17 protein-coding genes and 3 pseudogenes are annotated in these 21,750 nt (G+C 68.9%); 9 read left to right on the forward strand and 11 right to left on the reverse strand.

Annotated elements, in window-relative coordinates:
* The first annotated feature begins 28 nt into the window (after window positions 1-28).
* Window positions 29-1,408 (forward strand): GH1 family beta-glucosidase, encoded by a 1,380-nt coding sequence (locus SROS_RS34540; protein ID WP_012893592.1) that lies wholly within the window; start codon window positions 29-31, stop codon window positions 1,406-1,408.
* Window positions 1,405-2,402, forward strand: a pseudogene (locus SROS_RS34545) (LacI family DNA-binding transcriptional regulator). Before SROS_RS34540 ends, SROS_RS34545 begins: the two are co-directional and overlap by 4 nt.
* Here the strand turns inward: SROS_RS34545 and SROS_RS34550 are convergent.
* The 6 genes from SROS_RS34550 to SROS_RS34575 all read right to left on the reverse strand — a co-directional run bounded on the left by SROS_RS34550 (window position 2,386) and on the right by SROS_RS34575 (window position 9,166).
* Window positions 2,386-3,381, reverse strand: coding sequence for a LacI family DNA-binding transcriptional regulator (locus SROS_RS34550; RefSeq protein WP_012893593.1), 996 nt, complete (start codon window positions 3,379-3,381; stop codon window positions 2,386-2,388). The pseudogene SROS_RS34545 and the gene SROS_RS34550 sit on opposite strands and share 17 nt — an antisense overlap.
* Window positions 3,382-4,806 (reverse strand): GH1 family beta-glucosidase, encoded by a 1,425-nt coding sequence (locus SROS_RS34555; RefSeq protein WP_012893594.1) that lies wholly within the window; start codon window positions 4,804-4,806, stop codon window positions 3,382-3,384.
* Window positions 4,803-5,654 (reverse strand): carbohydrate ABC transporter permease, encoded by an 852-nt coding sequence (locus tag SROS_RS34560; RefSeq protein WP_012893595.1) that lies wholly within the window; start codon window positions 5,652-5,654, stop codon window positions 4,803-4,805. Before SROS_RS34560 ends, SROS_RS34555 begins: the two co-directional genes overlap by 4 nt.
* Window positions 5,651-6,622: a carbohydrate ABC transporter permease gene (locus SROS_RS34565; protein ID WP_012893596.1), complete on the reverse strand. Its 972-nt coding sequence runs from the start codon at window positions 6,620-6,622 to the stop codon at window positions 5,651-5,653. Before SROS_RS34565 ends, SROS_RS34560 begins: the two co-directional genes overlap by 4 nt.
* 136 nt (window positions 6,623-6,758) lie before the next feature.
* Window positions 6,759-8,060, reverse strand: a complete 1,302-nt coding sequence (locus SROS_RS34570; protein WP_012893597.1) for an ABC transporter substrate-binding protein — start codon at window positions 8,058-8,060, stop codon at window positions 6,759-6,761.
* A 335-nt stretch (window positions 8,061-8,395) separates the two neighbouring features.
* Window positions 8,396-9,166 carry an SDR family NAD(P)-dependent oxidoreductase gene (locus SROS_RS34575; protein ID WP_012893598.1) on the reverse strand — a complete coding sequence of 257 codons (771 nt, stop codon included), beginning with the start codon at window positions 9,164-9,166 and terminating at the stop codon, window positions 8,396-8,398.
* A 137-nt stretch (window positions 9,167-9,303) separates the two neighbouring features.
* Between SROS_RS34575 and SROS_RS34580 the strand changes: the two genes are divergently transcribed.
* From SROS_RS34580 to SROS_RS34590, 3 genes and pseudogenes are all read left to right on the forward strand, one after another.
* Entirely contained in the window at window positions 9,304-9,678 is a 375-nt protein-coding gene (locus SROS_RS34580; protein WP_012893599.1) for an FKBP-type peptidyl-prolyl cis-trans isomerase, read from the forward strand.
* Window positions 9,679-10,037: 359 nt separating this feature from the next.
* Entirely contained in the window at window positions 10,038-11,564 is a 1,527-nt protein-coding gene (locus SROS_RS34585; RefSeq protein ID WP_012893600.1) for an ATP-dependent DNA ligase, read from the forward strand.
* A 1,146-nt stretch (window positions 11,565-12,710) separates the two neighbouring features.
* Window positions 12,711-13,331 (forward strand): annotated as a pseudogene (locus SROS_RS34590) (Tn3 family transposase); the annotation flags it as partial.
* A gap of 152 nt (window positions 13,332-13,483) precedes the next feature.
* Here the strand turns inward: SROS_RS34590 and SROS_RS34595 are convergent.
* Both SROS_RS34595 and SROS_RS34600 read right to left on the reverse strand, forming a co-directional pair.
* A complete protein-coding gene (locus SROS_RS34595; protein ID WP_012893603.1) occupies window positions 13,484-14,452 on the reverse strand; it encodes a cysteine peptidase family C39 domain-containing protein in 969 nt (322 codons plus the stop codon).
* Between the two features lie 113 nt (window positions 14,453-14,565).
* Window positions 14,566-15,394, reverse strand: a pseudogene (locus tag SROS_RS34600) (sigma-70 family RNA polymerase sigma factor).
* Between the two features lie 287 nt (window positions 15,395-15,681).
* Between SROS_RS34600 and SROS_RS34605 the strand changes: the two are divergent.
* Window positions 15,682-16,551, forward strand: coding sequence for a tyrosine-type recombinase/integrase (locus SROS_RS34605; RefSeq protein ID WP_012893604.1), 870 nt, complete (start codon window positions 15,682-15,684; stop codon window positions 16,549-16,551).
* Window positions 16,552-16,578: 27 nt separating this feature from the next.
* Window positions 16,579-16,779 carry a Tn3 family transposase gene (locus SROS_RS48130; RefSeq protein ID WP_081453289.1) on the forward strand — a complete coding sequence of 67 codons (201 nt, stop codon included), beginning with the start codon at window positions 16,579-16,581 and terminating at the stop codon, window positions 16,777-16,779.
* Between the two features lie 653 nt (window positions 16,780-17,432).
* On the opposite strand, the gene SROS_RS34610 is transcribed toward SROS_RS48130, so the two are convergent.
* On the reverse strand, window positions 17,433-18,005 hold the full coding sequence (locus SROS_RS34610) for a TetR/AcrR family transcriptional regulator (RefSeq protein ID WP_012893605.1): 573 nt from the start codon (window positions 18,003-18,005) through the stop codon (window positions 17,433-17,435).
* A gap of 72 nt (window positions 18,006-18,077) precedes the next feature.
* On the opposite strand from SROS_RS34610, the gene SROS_RS34615 reads away from it, so the two are divergent.
* Together SROS_RS34615 and SROS_RS51380 are read left to right on the forward strand one after the other, a co-directional pair.
* Entirely contained in the window at window positions 18,078-18,650 is a 573-nt protein-coding gene (locus SROS_RS34615) for a dihydrofolate reductase family protein (RefSeq protein ID WP_012893606.1), read from the forward strand.
* A gap of 16 nt (window positions 18,651-18,666) precedes the next feature.
* Window positions 18,667-18,825 carry a hypothetical protein gene (locus SROS_RS51380; protein ID WP_012893607.1) on the forward strand — a complete coding sequence of 53 codons (159 nt, stop codon included), beginning with the start codon at window positions 18,667-18,669 and terminating at the stop codon, window positions 18,823-18,825.
* 702 nt (window positions 18,826-19,527) lie between these two features.
* On the opposite strand, the gene SROS_RS34620 is transcribed toward SROS_RS51380, so the two are convergent.
* Complete coding sequence (locus SROS_RS34620; protein ID WP_012893608.1) at window positions 19,528-20,382, reverse strand: hypothetical protein; 855 nt, start codon at window positions 20,380-20,382, stop codon at window positions 19,528-19,530.
* 1,084 nt (window positions 20,383-21,466) lie between these two features.
* Window positions 21,467-21,739 (reverse strand): hypothetical protein, encoded by a 273-nt coding sequence (locus SROS_RS34625; RefSeq protein ID WP_012893610.1) that lies wholly within the window; start codon window positions 21,737-21,739, stop codon window positions 21,467-21,469.
* Between the last annotated feature and the right edge of the window lie 11 nt (window positions 21,740-21,750).

Raw genomic sequence — 21,750 nt, forward strand, 5'->3', positions numbered from 1 at the left:
ACTCGGAACAGAATGGAGCGGTGAGCACATGACCATGTCCGCCGAACAGTCCTACGTCCTGGAGGACTCCGGCGTGCTGAGGTTCCCCGAGGGCTTCGTCTGGGGCGCCGCCACCGCGGCCTACCAGATCGAGGGCGCGGCTCGGGAGGACGGCAGGGGTCCCTCCATCTGGGACACCTTCTCCCGGACTCCCGGCAAGGTGCACGCCGGGCACACCGGCGACGTGGCCTGCGACCACTACCACCGCTACCCCGACGACGTCCGCCTCATGGGCGACCTGGGCCTGCACGCCTACCGCTTCTCCATCTCCTGGCCTCGCATCCAGCCCGACGGCACCGGTCCGGCCAACCCGCGCGGCCTGGACTTCTACGACCGCCTGGTGGACGAGCTGCACGGGACCGGTGTCACCCCGATCGTGACGCTCTACCACTGGGACCTGCCGCAGCCCCTGGAGGACCGGGGCGGCTGGACCAACCGGGAGACCGCCGAACGGTTCGCCGAATACGCCGCGATCGTACACGCGCGGCTGGGTGATCGGGTCGAGACGTGGACGACCCTGAACGAGCCCTGGTGCTCGGCCTTCCTCGGCTACGCCTCGGGCATCCACGCGCCGGGCCGCAGCGAGCCCGGCCTGGGCTTCGCCGCCACCCACCACCTGCTGCTCGGCCACGGGCTGGCGGTCAAGGCGCTGCGCGCGGCGGGCGCCGGCCGGATCGGCATCACGCTCAACCTCGCACCGGTGCTCGGCGACGACGCCGAGGCGGCGTCCATCGTGGACGGCCTGCAGAACCGGATCTTCCTGGACCCGGTGCTGCGCGGGGAGTACCCCGCCGACGTGGTGGAACGGGCCGGCCGCTTCACCGACTGGTCCTTCGTCGAGGACGGCGACCTGGAGATCATCAGCCAGCCGGTCGACCTGCTGGGCGTGAACTACTACCACCCGCAGACCGTGGCCGCCCGCCCCGGCGAGCCCGCCAACCCGGTCTACCCGGGCAGCGAGGGGATCGCCTTCCCCCGCCCCGACGTGCCCAGGACCGCGATGGGCTGGCCGGTCCAGCCGTTCGGGCTGACCGACCTCCTGGTACGGCTGTCGCGGGACTACCCCGGCACCCCGCTGATCATCACCGAGAACGGCGCGGCCTTCGACGACGTCCTGGAGGACGGCCGGGTCCACGACGCGGGCCGGGTGTCCTACCTCGACGGGCACCTGCGCGCCGCCCACGCCGCCATCGAGGCGGGCGCCGACCTGCGCGGCTATCTCGTCTGGTCGCTGCTGGACAACTTCGAGTGGGCCGAGGGCTACGACAAGCGGTTCGGCGTCGTTCACGTCGACTACGCCACCCAGAACCGCACCCCGAAGGACAGCGCACTGTGGTACCGCGATGTCGTCCGCCGGAACGGGCTGTGAGAGCCCGGCCGACTCTGGAGAAGGTGGCCGCCCGGGCGGGAGTGTCCCGGGCGACCGCCTCGCGGGTCGTCAACGGCTCCACCCGGGTGGCGCCGCAGATCCGCGAGGCGGTCAACCGCGCCGTGGAGGAGCTCGGCTACGTCCCCAACCAGGCCGCGCGGAGCCTGGTCACCCAGCGGGCCGACTCGATCGCCCTGGTCTTCCCCGAGCCCGCGACACGCGTCTTCTCCGACGACCCGACCTTCGCCGGGATCATCCGGGGGTCAGCCTGGAGATCGAGGAGGCCGACAAGCAGCTCGTGCTGATGCTCACCGGACCTGACGGGAGCTACCACCGGGTCGAGCGCTACGCCACCAACGGGCACGTGGACGGCGTGATCGTCGCCTCGATGCACGGGACCGACCCGCTGCCGGGGATCCTGACCCGGCGGGGTGTGCCGGTGGTCTGCGGCGGCCGGCCCGGCGTGCCCGGCGACCTGCCGTACGTGGACATGGACAACATCGGCGGCGCCGAGCGGGCTGTCCGGCACCTGGTGGAGCAGGGCCGGCGCCGGATCGCGACCATCGCGGGGCCACAGGACATGATCGCCGGGATCGACCGGCTCGCCGGCTACCGCGACGTCCTGCGCGACTCCGACCGCCGCTCCATCGTCGCGGTCGGCGACTTCACCCGGGAGTCCGGCGCGGTCGCGATGCGCCAGCTCCTGGCCGACGATCCGGACCTGGACGCGGTGTTCGTGGCCAACGACCTGATGGCGCTGGGCGCGCTGCGGACGCTGGGCCGAGCGGGCCGGGCGGTCCCCGGCGACGTCGCCGTCGTCGGCTTCGACGACATCCCGGCCGCGGCCTACGCCGAGCCCCCGCTGACCACCGTCCGGCAGCCGACCGTGGAGATGGGGCGGCGGCTGGCGCGCATGGTGCTCAACCCGGAGGACAGGACGCCGGTGGTGCTCCCCACCGAGCTGGTGGTGCGGGAGTCTACGAGGAGGTCCTGACGACGAGCTCCGTGGACACGATGAACGGGTCGGCGGGGCCGCCCTCCAGGAGGCCGAGCAGCAGGCGGACCATGGCGGCGGCCTGCTCCGCGTGCGGGTTGTGGATGGTGGTGAGCGGCGGGTCGGTGTAGCGGGCCGCCTCGATGTCGTCGTAGCCGACGACGGCGACGTCGTCGGGGATGCGGCGGCCCGCCTGGCGCAGCGCGTGCATGGCGCCGATCGCCATCAGGTCGTTGGCGGCGAACACCGCGTCCAGTTCGGGGTCGTCGGCCAGGAGCTGGCGCATCGCGACCGCGCCGGACTCCCGGGTGAAGTCGCCGACCGCGATGATGGAGCGGCGGTCGGAGTCGCGGAGCACGTCGCGGTAGCCGGCGAGCCGGTCCTGGCCGCCGATCATGTCCAGCGGCCCGGCGATCGTGGCGATCCGCCGTCTCCCCCGCTCCAGCAGGTGACGCACGGCGGCGGCGGCGCCGCCCACGTTGTCGCTGTCCACGTACGGCATGGCGACCGGCACCGCCGGCCTGCCGTAGGAGACGACCGGGACGCGCAGCCGGGTGAGCGCGACGGGCAGCGGGTCGGCGCCGTGGCTCGACACGAGCATGACACCGTCCACGTGGCCGCCGGCGACGTAGGTCTCCACGCGGGCGTGGCTCTCCTGCGACCCGGCCAGCAAGAGCACGACCTGCATGTTGACGGCCTCCAGCTCGATGGAGGCCGAGCGGATCACGGTGGAGAACATCGGGTCGTCGGAGAAGACCCGGTTCGGGGGTTCCGAGACGACCAGCGCGACCGAGTTGGTCCGCTGGGTGACCAGGTTGCGGGCCGCCCCGTTGGGGACGTAGCCCAGCTCGTTCACCGCCCGCATCACCACGTCGCGGATGTCCGGGGTCACCGTGGTCTGACCGTTCACCACCCGGGAGACGGTCGACCGGGACACCCCGGCACGGGCGGCGACCGCCTCCAAGGTGGGTCGTCTCATCTAGTTCCCCCGCAGTCCGTTCCGCTTGATGACCTCGCGATACCACAGCGCGCTGTCCTTGAGCAGGCGCCGCTGGGTGGCGAAGTCGACGTGCACGATGCCGAACCTACGCCGGTATCCCTCGGCCCATTCGAAATTATCCAGCAGCGACCAGACCAGATAGCCCCGCACGTCCGCGCCCGCGGCGATCGCGGCGTGCACGGCGCGCAGATGGCCGTCCAGATAGCCGGTCCTGCCGGTGTCGTGGACCCGGCCGTCCTCCACGACGTCGTCGAAGGCGGCGCCGTTCTCGGTGACGATCAGGCCGACCTCGGGATAGTCGTCGGCCAGCCGTACCAGCAGGCGGGACAGCCCGTTGGGCACGATCGGCCAGCCCATCGCGGTGACCGGCGCGTCGACCGCGCAGAAGCGGACGTCCTCGCTGCCCGGCCACGCCGCGTCGGCGGCCTCGCCGGGCCCGGACTCGACCACGCACGGGTTGTAGTAGTTGATGCCGATCGTCTCGATCGGCTGGTTGATGGTCGTGAGGTCGCCGTCGCGGATGTGGGCGAGGCCGCCGTTGCGCTCGACGATCTCCAGCAGCTCCGCGGGATACCGCCCGCGCAGCGCGGGGTCGAGGAACTGCCGGGTGAGGAGGGTGTCGATCCGGTTCACCGCCTCGGCGTCCGCCGGTGACGGCCCGGCCGCGGGATCGCCCACCTGCGCCGGGGTGATCACCGGTGCGAGGTTGAGCACCAGCGTGATCTCCTCGGCTCCCCCGGCGCGGAGTGCCTGCGTCGCCAGCCCGTGTCCCAGCAGCAGATGGTGGGCCGCGCGCAGGGCAGCGGCGGGATCCTTCCTGCCCGGCGCGTGCACCCCGTTGCCGTAGCCGAGGAAGGCCGACACCCACGGCTCGTTGAGGGTGGTCCAGTGCCGGACCCGGTCCCCCAGCCGCTCGTGTACGGCCCGCGCGTAGTCGGCGAACCGGTGGGCGGTGTCCCGCTCGGGCCAGCCGCCGGCGTCCTCCAGGGACTGGGGCAGGTCCCAGTGGTAGAGGGTGGCGTACGGCGTTATCCCGGCTTCCAGCAGCTTGTCGACCAGGCGGCTGTAGAAGTCCAGGCCCCGGGGGTTGACCGGACCGGTGCCGTCGGGCTGGACGCGGGGCCAGGCGACGGAGAAGCGGTAGGCGTGCAGGCCCAGATCGCTCATCAGCCGGACGTCGTCGGCGTAGTGGAAGTAGTGCTCGCAGGCCACGTCGCCGGTGTCGCCCCCGGCTACCTTGCCCGGCGTGCCGGAGAAGGTGTCCCAGATCGAGGGCTGCCTGCCGTCCTCCTTGACCGCGCCCTCGATCTGGTAGGACGCGGTGGCCGCGCCCCAGACGAACCCGGTGGGGAAGTCCGCGCGTCCCTGGGTGATGGACGCCCCCCGAATGCCGACGATGGTCATCCCTTTACCGCTCCTTGCATGATTCCTCCGATGATCTGCTTGCCGAGCAGGGCGAACACCACGACCAGCGGCAGGGTGCCGAGTGTGGTGCCCGCCAGGCCGAGTACGTAGTCGTTGACGTATCCGCTGGCCAGCGTGGACAGTGCGACCTGCACCGTCGGGTCCTCCGGGGTCAGGACGACCAGCGGCCAGAAGTAGTCGTTCCAGACCGACATGAAGGTGAGCATGCCGAGCACCGCCGCCGCGGGGCGGGCGGCCGGGAGCACGACGTGCCAGAACAGGCCCCAGGTGGTGCAGCCGTCGACCCGGCCCGCCTCCAGCAGCTCGGTCGGCAGCGCCCGGGAGAGGTACTGGGTCATGAAGAACACGCCGAACGCGTTGACGAGCGCGGGCACGATCAGCGCGTACATGGTGCCGGTCCACTCCAGCTTCACCATCAGCATGTACAGCGGGATGATCCCGAGCTGGGTCGGCACCATCATGGTCGCCACGGTGAGCAGGAGCAGGGCGTTCCTGCCGCGGAAGCGCAGCTTGGCGAAGGCGAACCCGGCCAGCGTGGAGAAGAACATCACCGCGAGCGCGACGGAGCCGGAGACCAGGACGGAGTTGACCATCGCCATGGCGAAGGGGACGGTGTCGAAGACGCGGGCGACGTTGGCGAAGAAGTTGCCGCCGGGCAGCAGCGGCGGCGGGACGTCCGCCAGGGCCGCGTTGTCGCGGGAGGCCACCACGATGCTGTAGTAGAGCGGCAGCATCGAGAAGAACGCCACCGCCGCCAGCGTGAGATAGGTGAGCCTGCGGGCGGCGCCGGAGCGCCGGGCCGTGGGGGCGGCGGGGCGGGCGCTCACGTCAGTGCTCCCTTCGCGCGGCGGGTGAGCAGGTAGTTGACACCCGCGACCAGGACGATGAAGACGAACACCATCCAGGAGATGGCCGAGGCGTAGCCGAAGTCGAGCTTGGTGAAATTCTCGTAGATGAACAGCGAGAGGGTCTGGTACTGCCGGTCGGGTCCGCCGGAGACGCTGTAGGAGCCGAACAGCAGCGGCTCGGCGAGGATCTGCATGGCACCGATCGTCGAGGTGATGACGACGAAGACGATCGTGGGCCTGATCATCGGAATGGTGATCTTGCGAAGCTGGGTGAACCCGTTCGCGCCGTCGATGGTGGCCGCCTCGTACAGCTCGCGCGGTACGGCCTGCATGGCCGCCAGGAAGATCAGGGCGTTGTAGCCCGTCCACCGCCACATGATCATGACGGAGATGGCCGCGTGGGAGGTCATCACCCCCTCGTTCCAGGCGACGCCCCCGACCCCGAACAACGACAGCATCCAGTTGATCATGCCGAAGTCCCGGCCGAACAGCTGGCTGAAGATGACCACCACCGCGACCACGCTGGTCACGTTGGGCAGCAGCAGCGTGATGCGGAAGAAGGTCTGCGCCCGCAGCGGCCGGTTGAGCAGGTGGGCCAGCCAGATGGCCAGCAGCAGCTGGGGGGCGGTGGACAGCACCCCGATGGACAGGGTGTTGAAGGTGGCGTTCCAGAAGTAGTCGTCGGCGAGCAGCGTCCTGAAGTTGTCCAGGCCGACGAAGGTCTGCTCATCCGACAGCAGTGTCCACTCGTGCAGGCTCACCCAGGCGGTGTAGGCCAGGGGGAACAGCCCGAAGGCGGAGAACAGCAGGAAGAACGGGGCCACGTAGGCGTACGGCGAGCCCTTGACGTCGAGCTGGTGGACCAGGTGGCGGTGGCGGCGGCGGCGAGGTCGCACCGGCCTGTCCGGTGGGACCGCCGCCAGGCGATCGGGGGCCCGGGTGGCCATGGCAGCTCCTTTCGGCGTTTCGTCGGTTCGTAGGGGGCGGGAGGCCGGCGGCCCGTTGTGGGTGGGAAGCAGAAGGCCCGGGGGGAGGGGAAGCGGCCGGCCGGCCGGTGCGGGACCAGCCGGCCGGGAGCGCGGACTACTTGATCCTGCCGACGTCCTTCAGCGCCTGCGCCCAGGCCTCCTCGGCGTTCTGCTTGCCCTGCTCGATCCGCTGCAGGCCGTTGTCGAACGCCTTCAGAACGTCGCCGGCCTTGGGACCCACGTGCTGCGGCTTGAGCGCCTTCGCGGCGCTGGTGAAGATCTTGCCGATCGGCGCGTTGCCGAAGTAGGGGTTGACGAACTCCGCCACCGCGGGGTCGTCGTACAGAGCCGGCAGCGAGGGCAGCGCGCTGGCCTCCTTGAAGAGCTTGATCTGGCTCTCCTTGTTGGTCAGCAGGTCGATCAGCTCGGCGGCCTCCTTGGGATGCTTGCCCTGCTTGGGCAGCATCAGATGAGTGCCGCCCTGGTTGCCGCCGCCGCCGGGCACCGCGGCGATGTCCCAGACGCCCTCGCCGGGCTTCTGGTCCTTGATCGTGCCGGTCTTCCAGGCCGGGCAGACCATGGTGGCGAAGGTGCCCTTGGCGATCCCGGTGTTCCACGGCGGCGTGAAGGCGGCGAGCTTGGCCGACAGGCCGTCGTCAATGATCTTCACGGACATGTCGTAGGCCTTGCGCACCTCCGGGTTGGCGCCCGCGACGATCTTGTACTGGTCGTCGTAGAACCCGACGGGGGCCTGCTCGACCATGGCCCGGAAGTGCTCGCCGGGGCCGTCGGTGAACTTGGCGCCCGCCACCTTGGCCGCGACGAACTTCTTGCCCGTCTCGACGTACTGGTCCCACGTGGGCCAGAGCGCCGACACCTCGTCGCGGTCGGAGGGCAGGCCGGCCTTCTTGAACAGGTCGGGGCGGTAGCACATGGCCAGACCGCCGACGTCGGTGCCCAGGCCGATGAGCGAGGAGCCGTCGTTGGAGACGCCCAGCTTCCACTTCCAGTCGAGGTACTCGCTCTGGCGCCTGTCCAGGCCGTAGTCCTTGAGGTTGTGGAACTTGTCGGGCACGGGCGTGAAGGCGCCGATGTAGCCGCCCTCGACGGCGACCACGTCCGCGGCGCCCGCGCCGGTGGTCAGCTGCGTGATGAGGTTGGTGTGGTGGTCGTTGAACTGCGCGCGGCGCTCCACGATCTCCACATTGGGGTGGGTCTTCTTGAACTCCTCGTACAGCGGCGCGTAGTGGAAGTCGCTGAACAGCCCGACGGTCAGCTTGATCTTCTCCGCCGGCTGGGAGGCCGTCGCACCGCTTCCGGTGGCGCCACCGCTGTCGCCGCCACAGGCGGCGAGGCCCATGGCCAGCGCCGAAACGGCGACCATCGGGGCGAGGAACCGGTGGCGTAGCTTGCGCATGGAACCCTCCTAGGGTCCTCATAAGTGATCATGGAGAGAGCGCTCCCTGAGCAGATTGATGCCACCGGAGTTAAGTGTCAACGACCTCTCGGATAACGATCGCCGTTACCTGCCGGCACGGAAAGGGGAGAGCGCTCTCCAAGAGAGTGATATATCTCCGCAGGTCAAAAGGGGTGCAATAGCCTATTTGCAAGATCGATGGAGCGCTCCCACTGGAGGCAGGTCACGTTAACATCGCGAGGCGGTCATATTTCGCGGCACCGGCGCCGGGCCTTGACAGCTCCGGCCGCTCCGGTCAACCTCTCTTTCAGAGAGCGCTCCCCAGCGTTTCTCCGTCAGGGCTCCGCGCGCCGCCAGCCACCCGCGGCGTGGATGCCGCCGTCCACGTGCAGGGTGGTCCCGGTGACGAAACCAGCCATCTCACTCGCCAGGAACACCACTGCGGCTCCCGCCTCCGCCGGATCGCCCAGATGACCGAGCGGCGGCAGCCGTACCGGCTCGAAGGGGAGCGGGTCCGCCAGCATGCGCGCGCGCACGCTCTCCTCACCACCGGTGGGCAGCGCGTCGGGCGCGATGGCGTTGACCCGGATCCCGCGTGGAGCCAGCTCCAGCGCGAGCGAGCGGGTCAGGCTCTCCACTGCTGCCTTCATCGCCGCGTAGACCGCGAACCCGGGCGCGGCCTGGTGCGCCTCGCTGGAGGTGACGTTGACAATCGACGCCCCCGGCGGCATCAACGGCAGAAAACGCCTGATCATGGCGGTCACCTGCGTGAAGTTCTCCCCGATCAGCACACTCTCACCCCGCGGGGAGGTCTCGGCGAAGGCCGCATGGAACGTCCCGCCCGCATTGTTGACCAGCACGTCCACCCGCCCGAACCGCTCCCGCACCGCCTGGGCGAACACCTCCAGCGCGGCCGGATCCCGCACGTCCATGGTCATGGTGAGCGTGTCGAACCCGTCGATCGGATGCCGGTCGCACAGCGCCAGCTCCGCCCCGAACTCCCGCAGGGCCTCCGCGATCGCCCGCCCGAGCCCCCGGGCCGCCCCGGTGACGACAGCGACCTTCCCGGTGAGGAGGATCTCCTCCGGGGTGTACGGCTTGCGCATCCCACCTCCACGGATCTCCTTGAGAGTACGACGCCGGGGCCGTCACGTCCCTCTGTCTCTCATACGGCCGCCGGACCCCGTAGAGTCGTCCGGCCGGTCGGAAATCGACCGGCGCGTATACGACCAAGGAGAACCACGTGGCACTGGAGAAGCCGGAGATCGACTTCCCGGAGGGCGACGCGCCCGCGGAGTTGCAGATCGTCGACATCGTCGAGGGAGACGGCCAGGAGGCCAAGCCGGGCCACCGGGTCAGCGTGCACTACGTCGGCGTCGCCTTCTCCACCGGCGAGGAGTTCGACGCTTCGTGGAACCGCAGCGACGTCTTCGACTTCCAGCTCGGTGGCGGCCAGGTCATCGCGGGCTGGGACCAGGGTGTCGCGGGCATGAAGGTCGGCGGCCGCCGCCGCCTCACCATCCCGCCCCACCTCGGCTACGGCAGCCGCGGCGCGGGTGCCCGCATCAAGCCGGGCGAGACGCTCATCTTCGTCGTGGACCTGCTCGGCGTCAGCTGACATCCCGGTGACGGGCCACCCCGCTGTATGGGGTGGCCCATCGCCGGAGCCGGATCGCTCCGCGCGCCACGACGCCCGTTCCCGAAGCCGGGTCACTTCGACCACCGTCGGAGGGCCCGTCCCCCGAAGCCCGATCACTGCACCACCACGAAGTGACGCCCCCCTCCGAAACCGGATCGGTCCACCCCGACGGAACAGCCCATCTCCCGAAGCCCGATCACTGCACCGCCACGAGGCGACCCGCTCGGAGCCGGATCGCTCACCCTCTGCGGGACGGCCCGATCCCCCGGAGCCGGATCGCTCCGAAAAGCGGGGTCCGCTCTCCCGGAATGTCACCCCCAGCTCTTAGGCTGAGCCTTGTGTTGTTGATCGATCTTGCGCGCACTTCCGCAGCCGTGACCGCCGACTCCGCCAGGCTGGCGAAGATCGGCCATCTCGCGGAGCTGCTCGGCCGGGTCGACGCGGACGAGGCGGAGATCGCCATCTCCTATCTCTCCGGTGAGCTGCCGCAGCGCCACATCGGCGTGGGCTGGGCCGGCCTGCAGGATCCCCCCGACCCGCGCCTGGCCGCCACCGCCACCCTGCGCCAGGTCAACGACCTCCTCGACCGCATCAAGGCCCAGGCGGGCCCCGGTTCCCAGGCCGCGCGCAAGGCGCTGATCATCGAGCTGTTCGCCGCGCTCACCCGCCAGGAGCAGACCTTCCTGTCCCGGCTGCTCCGCAGCGAGCTCCGGCAGGGCGCGCTGGACGGGGTGATGATCGAGGCCATCGCGAAGGCGTCCGCGGTGCCGACGGCCGAGGTACGGCGGGCACTGACCCTCCGCGGCTGGCTGCCGGCCGTCGGCGCCGCCGCGCTGAGCGGCGGGGTCAACGCGTTGCGGGCCTTCCATCTGGAGGTCGGCCGGCCGGTGTCGCCGATGCTTGCCCAGAGCGCCACCTCCGTCGCCGCCGCCCTGGGCAAGCTCGGCGGGCCGGCCGCGATCGAGTGGAAGCTCGACGGTGTCCGGGTCCAGGCTCACCGCTCCGGCGACGCGGTGAGCGTCTTCACCCGGACCCTCGACGACATCACCGCCCAGGTGCCCGAGCTGGTCGAGGCAGTCCGCGCCCTGTCCTCCCAGGACCTTGTCCTGGACGGCGAGGTCATCGCGCTGCGCCCCGACGGCCGTCCCGAGCCCTTCCAGGTCACCTCCGGCCGCGTGTCCAGCCGCATCGACGTGGCCCGGGTGCGCGAGAGGACCCCGCTGCGCGTGTTCTTCTTCGACGCCCTGCGGGTGGACGGCGTCGATCTGCTCGACCTGCCGGGCGAGGTGCGCCACGCGGCGCTGGCCGCGACCGTGCCCTCGGAGCTGGTGACCCCCCGTCTGGTCACCGGCGACGCCGCGAGCGGCGAGGCGTTCTTCAAGGACGTCGTCAGGGCCGGTCACGAGGGGGTGGTCGTCAAGTCGCTGCAGACGCCCTACGCCGCCGGACGGCGTGGCGCCGGCTGGATCAAGGTGAAGCCACGGCACACGCTCGACCTGGTCGTCCTCGCCGCCGAGTGGGGCAGCGGCCGCCGTGAGGGCAGGCTGTCCAACCTGCACCTGGGCGCCCGCGACCCGCAGACCGGCGGATTCGTCATGCTCGGCAAGACCTTCAAGGGCCTGACCGACGAGGTGCTCGCCTGGCAGACCGAACGCTTCCTCGAAATCGCCGAGGGGCCCACAGACGGCTGGACGGTCGTCGTCCGCCCCGAGCTCGTCGTCGAGATCGCGTTCGACGGAGTCCAGCAGTCCCCCCGCTATCCCGGAGGCATGGCACTCCGCTTCGCCCGGGTGGTCCGTTACCGCCCCGACAAGAACGCCGATCAGGCCGACACCGTGGAAATGGTGCGCTCCCTCATGCTTTAACCAGCCCCACCCTCTGACCGGCGCAGCGCTCTAACCAGTCCTGCCCTCTAACCAACCCCCTCCTCCGACCAGCCCCGTTATCTCTCCTATATCGCCACCTGCATTCCCTCCCAGTTGCGTCCACGGATGTGGTGGACGGGTTCCGCCAGTGACGGGCGGCGGTGCCGGTGCCCGTTCACCTCCGTTCCGCCCCAGGGGGTGTCCATCTGTGCGGCGCCGTACCGGAGGGAAGGTCAAAAGCGCGGCGAGGGGCGGGTGGAGTGGCCGGGGGCCGCTTCTTCCATGCGGCGCCGTACCGGGTGGAAGATCAAAAGCGCAGCGAGAGGTGGGTGAAGTGGCCCGGGACCGACCCATCCGCGCGGCGCCATACGGAGTGCTCCCCGCTGCGCGGGTGGGAGAGAGTGCGGTGCGGGGTTTTCCTTGATCTGTTGGGATTAGCGGCGCTATGGACCGCTAATCCCAACAGATCAAGGAAAACCCCGATGCTCCCGGGGCCCATCGGCGCCTGCCCTGCTTCGCCCGGTCCACCACCGCCCCCTCACCAGGCCTTCCCACCCGCCCATCGACCAGCCCCCTCCTGAGCACCGCCCCCGGACCACGAGACACCGACCCGCACGGAAGAAGCGACCCCCGGCCACCCCATCACCCTCGCCGCGCTTTTGACCTTCCACCCCGTACGGCGCCGCACGAAAGAAACGGCCCCGGCCACTCCACCCACCCTCGCTGCGCTTTTGACCTTCCCCCCGGTACGGCGCCGCACCGGTTGGCGGCGAACGACCTCGACCCCACCTCCGGGCCCGACCTCACCCTCGACCCCAGCCCCGGCATCGGATACTCGTACCGCGCCACTGGACATGGCCTCCCTCCCCCGGCCTCGACATCTCCCTTCACCCGATCTTTCGCTCAAATCCACTGGCCCACGCCCCCGTAGCCCCGTTCACAGGGGGGCAGACCAAGTAAGCCGGAAAGGGGCCAGCTGCAGGTCAGCGGTCCTATCAATGCCTGAGGTGTAACCGTTTGCGCTGACTTGATTACGTTTTGACGAACACTGGGACGCACCGTGATCACCTGTCGCTATGGTGTGCGGGTTCTGGAGACGATCAAGCCGGAAAGGACTCGCCGGTGACGTCGATCGAGCGGACCGCCTACCCGCACATCGACGCGCTGTTCGGCGACCGGGGTCGAGGTGTGGTCGGCTGGGAGCTGATCGAGCACCACTGGCGGGATCTGATGCAGGTGGCCATCTCCATCAGCGCCAACCGGCTGAGCTCGGCCACGCTCATGCGGCGGCTGCGCTCCAACTCCCGTAAGAACCGCATCTACAAGGCCTTCCGGGAGGTCGGCCGCAGCGTGCGCACCGTCGCCCTGCTGCACTATCTCGCGGATCCAGGCTTGCGTTCGCGGGTGACGGCGGCGACCAACAAGGTCGAGTCCTGCAACGGTTTCTCCCAGTGGCTCGGGTTCGGCAACAACGGGGTGATCGCCCACAACGACCCCGACGAGCAGGAGAAGCTGATCAAGATGAACACCCTGCTGGCGAACCTGGTGATCTTCCACAATGCCTGGGACCTGATGGACGTGGTGCGCGCTCTGGTCGCCGAGGGCCGGCCCATCACCGCCGAGGAGCTCGGCGCGATCTCGCCCTACCTGCGCGCCCACATCCGCCGCTTCGGCGCCTACGCCACCGACGAGATCGCGTGCGAGCCGACGGCGTTCAATCCCGAACTCGCCGAGATCGACTTTCCCGCGGTCGGTCTGGCGGCCTGACGCAAGGTCGCTCTAACTTGCTGGAGTCGGCCAGCGGGGAGCGCTTGAGCGCGGTGGCGTATTCGGTGAGGATCGCGGCGTACGGGCCGGGCAGCGCGGCCGCGCGTGATCGGCTTGTGTTTCCGGAAGTAGGGTGAGCAGGGTGCCGAGGGTCAACTCCTTCGAGAAGGCGTTCCCATTGCCTGGGACGTCCCCTCATCGGCGATCAGGGTGGTACGCAGCCGTTCGTATGTCGGAGCCAATCGGCGCAGGCCGGCCGCGAGCGCCATGTCGTCGCCCGCCACGAGCGGACCTTGCAGGCCGCCGACGATGCGGGCCTGTTCTGCGGCGACGGCCGCGCCCGTGTCGAGACCGAGGGACGCCAGGCAGGCCGCCAGGTCGTTGAGGCGGCGGGCCCCCACCCGCACCGCGAACGCCTGCCACAACATCCTGATCTCGGGATCCAGCCCTTCCTCCACCAGGTCGGCCGTGCGCTCGGCGGCCTCGGCCTGCCCCAACGTGCCGGGCTGGACCTCCACGTCCGTACGGCCGGCCAGCCAGGCCAGCCCGGCGGGCAGGGAGCGCCGCAACGCCTCCTCCGGGCTGACCCGCTCCCGCCGGGTGAACCGGTGCCGCATCCGATACGGCCGCTCCAGGTAGGAGATGAGCTCCCCGTGCCACGCCGCGGCGAAGGCGTCGACCGCAAGCGTGGCGTACGGGTAGCCCTGCGGGTCCTGTACGAGCACGGTGTTGTCACTCACCTCCAGCACCACCACGTAGTGGTCGGCGCCGACCGCCTTGCCCGCCCCGGGTTGGTACGACAGCAGACCGAGCTCGAGCGGCCCGGCCAGCACCGGGCCGTCCTGGCAGGCGCGGCGCAGCCGGTCGAGCGCTGCGGCGGCCGTCCCCCCGTCCACGCGCTCGCACTCCCAGCCGAGCAGGCCGATCGCCGCGTCCAGCCCGACCTCGGGGTCCCAGCCGAACGAGTCGAACAACGGCAGGCTGCCGCCGATGAGCTGCATCCCGTAAGGGGAGCCCGTCAGGACCTCGATCACGGCCGGGGGCGGCGCCTCGCCGCCGAGGACCATCGCGAGGGAGTTGGCATAGCAGTACGGCCCGGAGCCGACATAGGTGACGGACATGCCCCACACGGTGCCGCCTGACACGGTGTCAGAGTCAAGCCCGTCCGCGGCTGGATCGTAGCCGTCCCTCCGCTCAGGGGCGTCGGCGACGAACCAGTGTCGGCATGGCGGCATCACGGTTCCCGGTGGGTGAGGTCGAGCCGGGCCAGCCGGTCGGGGTCGGACAGGATGTCGATCGCGGCGATCTTGCCGTCGGAGATGGTGAAGCTCATCACGGAGAGCACCTGGTCGTCGATGGTGTTGACGAGGCCGGCGACACCATTGACCAGGGCAGGATGCGTGGTGGCGGCAGTGGCCATGCGCTGGAAGGTGGCGAGCTGCCGGCCACGGCCGCAACACCCCGGATAACCTTCAGACCGCCGGCGAGCACACCGCCGTCGGCGCGCAGCACCACGTCGGGGTCGAGGATGGACACCAGTGCGTCGAAGTCGCCGCCGCGCGCGGCGGCCAGGAACGCGTCCACCACCCGGCGCTGATCGGCCAGGTCGGGTTCGGGGCCGCGCCGCGCACCCGCTGGCGGGCGCGGCTGGCGAGCTTCTTGGCCGCCGCAGGGGTGCGGTCCACGATGGGTGCGATCTGGTCGAACGGCAGGCCGAACATGTCGTGCAGCACGAACGTCAGCCGTTCGGCGGGGGTCAGGGATTCCAGCACGACCAGCAGCGCCAGCCCCACCGCGTCGGCTAGCAGCACTTCCTGTTCCGGGTCGGTGACGTCCTCGCGGCTGATCACCGGGTCCGGCAGGCGGTCCTCCAGTGCCTCCTCGCGCCGGGCCTTGCGGGCGCGGAGCATGTCCAGGCAGACCCGGCCGACCACGGTGGTCAGACAGCCACCGAGGTTGTCGATGTCGCCGGAGTCCGAGCGCGCCAGCCGCAGCCAGGCCTCCTGGACCGCGTCCTCGGCCTCGGTGAGTGAGCCGAGCACGCGGTAGGCGACCGCCCTCAGGGCCCGGCGCTCGGGTCGGTGTCACCAGACGCAAAGTAGAGCGTCCGCGCTGGTCAGAGGGCCCGGACGGCGGGTGGCCGCCGGAGCGGTTACGGCTGTGGACAACCGGGGCGGGGCAGTGGCCGAATCATGGCGTTCGGGCGTCCTAGGGCGCTGACCTGGGCGGATGTGATTCGGACGACCGGACAGAGTTAACGGTCTGTCCGGTCAGACCTCACGCTGAGCTACTTTGCCCCTGGTGACACCGACCCGAGCGCCGGGCCCTCGCTGCGGCCGCCGACGCCTACTTGGCCATCCCGCGCACGGCCAACCCCAACACCCACCGCGCCTACGCCTCAGCCGTCGACCGCGTCATCACCCGGCTCGGCCGCGATCGGCCGCTCGCTGAAGTCGCCGACGCCGAGATCGGAACCGCGCTCGCCGAACTGTGGGGGGCGAGCGCGTCGGCGACCTGGAACCGCAACCGCGCCGCCATCACCTCCTGGCTGCTCTGGTGCCAGACCAAGAAGCACTGGGCGGTGCCCTCGGTCCCGGCTGAGGCCGAACGCCGCAAGGAGAGCGTCGACGAGACCCGCGCGGTCGCCAAGAGCACGATCCACCGGCTACTGTCGCGCCGCGACATCCCGCTCAGGGAGAAAACACTGTGGCGGATGCTCTACGAAACGGCGGCCAGGGCCGCGGAGATCCTCGCCCTGAACGTCGAAGACCTCGACCTGGAGCACCGCCGCGCCCCCGTCCGCTCCAAGGGCAGCACCACCGAGTGGGTGTACTGGGACCGCGGCACCGCTCACTTGCTGCCCCGCCTGCTCCGGCTCCCCGACGACACGTCCCGCACCCACGGCCCGCTGTTCCTGTCCGAACGCCGCCCGGTCCCCGCCCGCCGTCCGGCGGCCGCCGACATCTGCCCGCACACCGGCCGCACGCGCCTGGGCTACGACCGCGCCCGCGTCCTGCTGGACAAGTACGCCGGGCTGGATCTGCACCGGCTGCGCCACAGCGCCGCCACCCACCTCGGCGAGGCTGAGATCCCGCTGCAGCTCATCATGGGCAAGACCCGCCGCAAGAACCCCCGCACCGCCATGCGCTACATCAAACCCGGAGCCGAAGCCATCGCCAAGGTCACCGAGGTCCTGGCACCCCGCCGCCGTACCCACTGATCAACCGAGTGGCGGCTCGCCGCAGCTATAGGAGTTCCGGGCCGGTACGGGCCGCTCGAAGCCGTGGCCTGCAACAAGGTCAACCTCAAGCGCATTGAGACGCACTGGCCGGACATGCTCCGGGTCGCCGGGTCACTCATCACCAACCAGGTCCGTGCCTACGACCTGCTGCGGATGTTTGGCCGCGAGGGCCACCCCACCCCGCTCGGGGCGGCGTTCGCCGAGTAAGGGCTGGACCTGCAACGGAACCAGAACGCACGATTACCTCTGTTCATGCAGGTCAACGGGATGCCAAGAGGGTCGTTGGACTGATCGTCGAGGGTGAATGAGCTTTCGGACGCGGTATCGGGCATGATCGAACAAGGGCGCTTGGGAGGTTGATCGCGTTCCGGAACCCGGCTCTGATCCGCAAGTTTCGGGACGTTGATTCCGGACGGAGTTACGGACGCTTGTCGGGGCCAGTTAGAGCCCTTGCGCGGCCCTGCTCGATCTTGTCCGTTACTGAGGACTCCCGGACACGAAGATCACCGTCACCCGACGTCACCCACCAGGCCGTCCGCCTCGAAACAGCGATCAGAGGCGAGCTGCGGGGGTACCGGAACGTACGCTAACGACCCCGCATCAGGCCCGCTCTTCACCCGCTCTGGCCTGCGGGAAAGCGCCTACCGTACGAAACGGTTCCATTGCAGGTCCACCTCCGTGTCCCCGGCCGCCAGGCAAGACTTACCCTTTGATCAACAACCGAACGGCCGACGATGTTGAGGCCACTCGGGTCGGCGTCAAGGATCTCGGCGACCAGGACCAGATCGCCGTCGGCAGGGTCATCGAGAATCTGCTGCGCGCCGACCTCGTAACCGCGAATCGCCGGGCGGCCTCAGCAGTCAGGCATTCAGCGATCTTTGCACGGCGGCGTCCACTAGCTCGTGGATCTCCTGCTCGGTGAAGATGTCGGGCAGTGTCAGCCGCTCCACGATGAGCCAGTTCAGAGCCAGATAGAGGAGAACCGCCGAGGTCGAGTCGCCGGGCAGACCCGAGGCGGCGTGGTTGCCGATGTTGGCGTCGATGTCCTCGCGGATGCGCTTGGTCAGCACGGCGCGCAGCTCGGGGCGCCGAGTGGACTCAAGCCGGAGCTCGAGCAGGGCCAGGTAGCCGGAGTTGAAGGCGGAGACCCGATCCACCAGTTCGTGCATGAGCTCGGCGTAGCGGGTTTGGTCCTGCACACCCTCCCGGCTGCGGGCGATCGTGACCTCGTCGGGCAGCAACCGCTCATAGATACGCCCGCCGACCTGGGTGAACAGGTCGTCGCGGTTGGCGAAGTAGTTGGAGGCCGTGCCCGGGGGCACGGCCGCCTCCGCGTCGACGGCCCGGAAGGTCAGCCCCCGTGCTCCTTCCCTGGCCAGCACCTCGATGGCCGCGTCGATCAGCGCCTGCCGCCGCTCGGGATTTCTCCGCACTTGACACCACTCCGTCTGTAGTACTACGTTTTGACCACTCCAGACAGAGTACTACATCGGGAGTTGATCGATATGCGAAAGCTTGTCTACTACATCGGCGTCTCGCTCGACGGCTACATCGCGGGCCCCAACGCCGAGTTCGACTTCTACCCCGTGTCGGACCAGATGGCCGCCTGGATGAATGACCGTTACCCCGAGACGGTCCCCACCCACGTCCGCAAGCTTGTCGGCCTTGAGGGTGTGCCCAACAAGGTCTTCGACACCCTGGTGATGGGCCGCGGCACCTACGAGCCGGCCCTGGATGCCTCCATCACCAGCCCGTACTCCCACCTGCGCCAGTACGTTGTCTCCAGCACGCTGACGATCGACGACCCCACGGTGCAGGTGGAGACTGGCGACCCGATCGAGCTCATCCGGCGGCTGAAAGCCGAGGACACCGGCATGGACATCTACCTGTGCGGCGGCGGCAGACTCGCCGCCTCCCTGCTCCCGGAGATCGACGAGATCATCCTCAAGAACTACCCCGTGGTGGCGGGCGCAGGCATCCCCATGTTCTCCGGGCAGTTCCGCCCCACCCTCTTCGCCCCCACCCGGCGCGAGACCTTCGACAACGGCGCCCAGGTCACCTGGCTCACCAGGGTTTAGCACCCAAGGAGGAAGCATGCATATCAAATTCCCCGCCACGATCACCCAGGCCAAGGCCGAGTATCAGGCCCGATCGCCGCACCGTCACGACCAGCCGGCGCGCGACCTCAAGCCCACGGGCCGGACCAATCTCTCCCGTCGCCCGACCGCCGTCCCTCGCCGCAGCGGGTACTGAGCGAGCTGGCGCTCCACCCACCACAACGACCCGAAGGTGGGGTCCCGGTAGTAATGAAGAAATTTCCAACGGATATGCCGTTGACCTGCGGCGAAGTGGAGACCCGGGCAATGTCAGCGGTATCTGCGCTTTGGCCCGCCGTATCTACCAACCGGCACACCAGTCCTGCGGCGCCCTCACATCGGAGCAGGTCAGGGGCATATCCGTTGGATTTTCCGCGATTACTACTGGGACCCCTATGAGTCGCCCAGGGCTTACTCGATCCACCAGCCACAGAGCGGAGATAAGCACACTCCGCCGCTTACATCCCAGAAGCCTCCAAGGGCCCGTCAATGCCTCGTTGACGCAACCCCACCAAGACGATCACAATCGAACAAACGAACGCTTACAGGCACACCATGGGAGGGGAAAGGGCATGACCATACGGAGATGCGTACGCACGATCGAATGACAGGAAGACGGCACATAAGCTTCCTCCTCCCGAACGTGTCCTCAGCCGCCAACTAGCGACGCGGTCTTGTTCCCGGAAGTGCCGAGCTGGGGTTTCGCCTCTCAGCCATGCATGTTCTCGGAAGTCGTGGCCGTCTCCGCTTCCGAGAACATGAGTCCGGCGAGCTGCGCAGATCTGCTCACCTTGGGGCTGGGGCCGCGTTCGGGAGGAGGGCGCCGTTCTGGACGAGCAGCGGACCAGGGGCGCAATCCTCACAGAGGCCCGTCCGCCATCTGGGCACCGTTGACGCCGTACTGGAGAATCTTGCCGTCACGGCAAACCGGATGTCCGACGGGAAGGAGCGTGGCCCGTGACGCCGGGTCCCTCTTGTCGAGCCACTCCTCGGTGACCTGGGAGAGTGATCTGCCTGACAGCCGGGCAGGCCGGTGCTTTGCGACCTGGACCCCATGCTCGTATTGGAAGGCCACTGGCTCGCTGATCTCCCAGGCGCAGATTTCAAAACCCCAGAGTTGCTCGGGATCGCGTAGCACGACCCATCGGGTGACCGTGTCCCCGTTATTGGTCACCAGCAGCTCAACCCGCACGACGAAGTAGTCGAAGCGGTACGATTCGGTTTCGTCAAGGTCTATGGCCGCGCTGACGGTTGAGTGGTCACGGCCCGTGAGGCTGTGAGTCTCACGGAGGAGTGCCAGCCCGCTGGCGGCGGCGCTGGAATGGGGATCGAACTGTAGCACCCGTTCGTACAGGTCACATGCCTCGATGGCCCTACGCTTTCTTTCTTCGTCCCACCGTTTCGGGTGACGCATTCCCAAGGCCATGTCCCAGAGTTGTCCGCACTGCGTCGACAACAGGGTCGCCAGGAGGAGGGTTGCCTCGGCGTCTTGCGGCCGCTTCGTCACCGCTTGTCGCAGCCACTTCTCCGCTTCCGGTAGGTAGCCATAACCGTCGGTCTGCGTTTCCGACCATGACACCTGCAGCAGCATGTGCCCCAGGTCTCGTGCTGCCTCCGGGTCTTTCGCCGCATCCGCGCGCAGCGCCTTCAGCATTTCGCGGGGCGGACGCTTGGCGGCGATCAACCGCCGAACGCGCTCGGGCCAGTTCGTCATACAGCGGAAGTCTCCCATGCGTCGCCGACAGTCCGCGTTACAGGCCAGGATTCTCATCGACGCCGGCTGGGGTTTTCCTTGCGACATTCCAGCTCTGCGAGGTCCAGCTCCGCCGCTCCCAGGTACCGCGCTCGTGGGACCTGGCCAGGAGGTGCCGCAGCATGGTGTTGGTCCGGGCGACCACGATGCGGGTAGCCGGCCGCGGCTCGCACTACGTGCCCGACACCACCGAGGACTGGCCCAAGGCGCTGGGCGGCTTCTGGTGCGGGTCCCGGCAGTAATCGCCGACGATCCAACGGATATACCCCTGATCTGCTCTGCTGCGAGGGCGTCCCAGGGATGGTGTGCCGGGTAGTGGGTGCGGCGGGCTGGGTCAAGAATGCCGCTGACCTCGCCCAGATGCTCCACATCGACGTTGGTCGGCGATATCCGTTGGATTCTCGGCGATTACTACCGGGACCCCAGGAAAGCCCAGAGTTCCCGCGAACCCAAGGGTCGACGTTGGGCCGTTGGGGCGGTATGGGAGGTTATGCACCCTTGGGTTCACCAAAACCCAAGGTCGTTCATGGCCGGCCGATCTCGGAGCGGTACCAGGCAGTGCCCAGGACACGGCGACGGCGACCGGCTCGGCCCGGCGAGCGGCTGGGGACGCCTGAGCTGGTGTACGGAGCCAACCCCCGCGTGATCAGGCGTTCTCTGTCAGGGCAACGCTCAACACCGGACCAAGGCGTCCATGGACGGGCCGACCACGCGCCTCCTCATCTTCACCACCACTACAAAAACCTCAACGAAGAGGAAGAGGCTTCACCGATCCCGAGATCCCTTCAACTGCTGGACCGACGTCTTCTGTACGGAGAACGCCCAGGTCTTCTGTACGGAGAACGCCCAGGTCCTGGAGCTATGGCGGCGATGGAGGGCTCAGGGAACTGTGGGGTTATTCCTTAGAGCCAATCCGGCCCCACGCCGGGCACGGCCATCCACAGCCGAAACCCCGGCTTCCATTCCTGTCACCCGACCTGCGGTCTCCGCCCGCAGGTCGGCAGCGGGTTCGTTGGTTTCTGCTCCATTGCTACTGAGACCCCCCTCACGGGGCGGCCGCGAGGAACTCCACCAGCGCAGCGAAATGTTCCCTCGTCCGTTCCGACACCCACGGCCGCCGGAACGGTTCCACCTTCTCCTCAACCTGCTGCACCTCAGCGACCAGACGCCGCGCGGCCGCCAACACCTCGACGTCCCCATGCAGATACAGCGCCGTCGACAACGCCGACACGGCCACCGCGACGTCCATCGACAGGCCACGCAGCTCCCCGTCGGGTGCCACCGGAATACGGCAGAAACGGGCCGCAGGCATGATCATCGATCGGAATC

This window comes from Streptosporangium roseum DSM 43021, from assembly GCF_000024865.1.
Lineage (GTDB): Bacteria > Actinomycetota > Actinomycetes > Streptosporangiales > Streptosporangiaceae > Streptosporangium > Streptosporangium roseum.

Coding starts and splice junctions, on each gene's coding strand:
- SROS_RS34550 (WP_012893593.1), bottom strand. CDS start 3,381: ATGAGACGACCCACCTTGGAGGCGGTCGCCGCCCGTGCCGGGGTGTCC.
- SROS_RS34615 (WP_012893606.1), top strand. CDS start 18,078: ATGCGAAAGCTTGTCTACTACATCGGCGTCTCGCTCGACGGCTACATC.
- SROS_RS34570 (WP_012893597.1), bottom strand. CDS start 8,060: ATGCGCAAGCTACGCCACCGGTTCCTCGCCCCGATGGTCGCCGTTTCG.
- SROS_RS34575 (WP_012893598.1), bottom strand. CDS start 9,166: ATGCGCAAGCCGTACACCCCGGAGGAGATCCTCCTCACCGGGAAGGTC.
- SROS_RS34555 (WP_012893594.1), bottom strand. CDS start 4,806: ATGACCATCGTCGGCATTCGGGGGGCGTCCATCACCCAGGGACGCGCG.
- SROS_RS34595 (WP_012893603.1), bottom strand. CDS start 14,452: ATGTCCGTCACCTATGTCGGCTCCGGGCCGTACTGCTATGCCAACTCC.
- SROS_RS34565 (WP_012893596.1), bottom strand. CDS start 6,622: ATGGCCACCCGGGCCCCCGATCGCCTGGCGGCGGTCCCACCGGACAGG.
- SROS_RS34625 (WP_012893610.1), bottom strand. CDS start 21,739: ATGATCATGCCTGCGGCCCGTTTCTGCCGTATTCCGGTGGCACCCGAC.
- SROS_RS51380 (WP_012893607.1), top strand. CDS start 18,667: ATGCATATCAAATTCCCCGCCACGATCACCCAGGCCAAGGCCGAGTAT.
- SROS_RS34540 (WP_012893592.1), top strand. CDS start 29: ATGACCATGTCCGCCGAACAGTCCTACGTCCTGGAGGACTCCGGCGTG.
- SROS_RS34620 (WP_012893608.1), bottom strand. CDS start 20,382: ATGACGAACTGGCCCGAGCGCGTTCGGCGGTTGATCGCCGCCAAGCGT.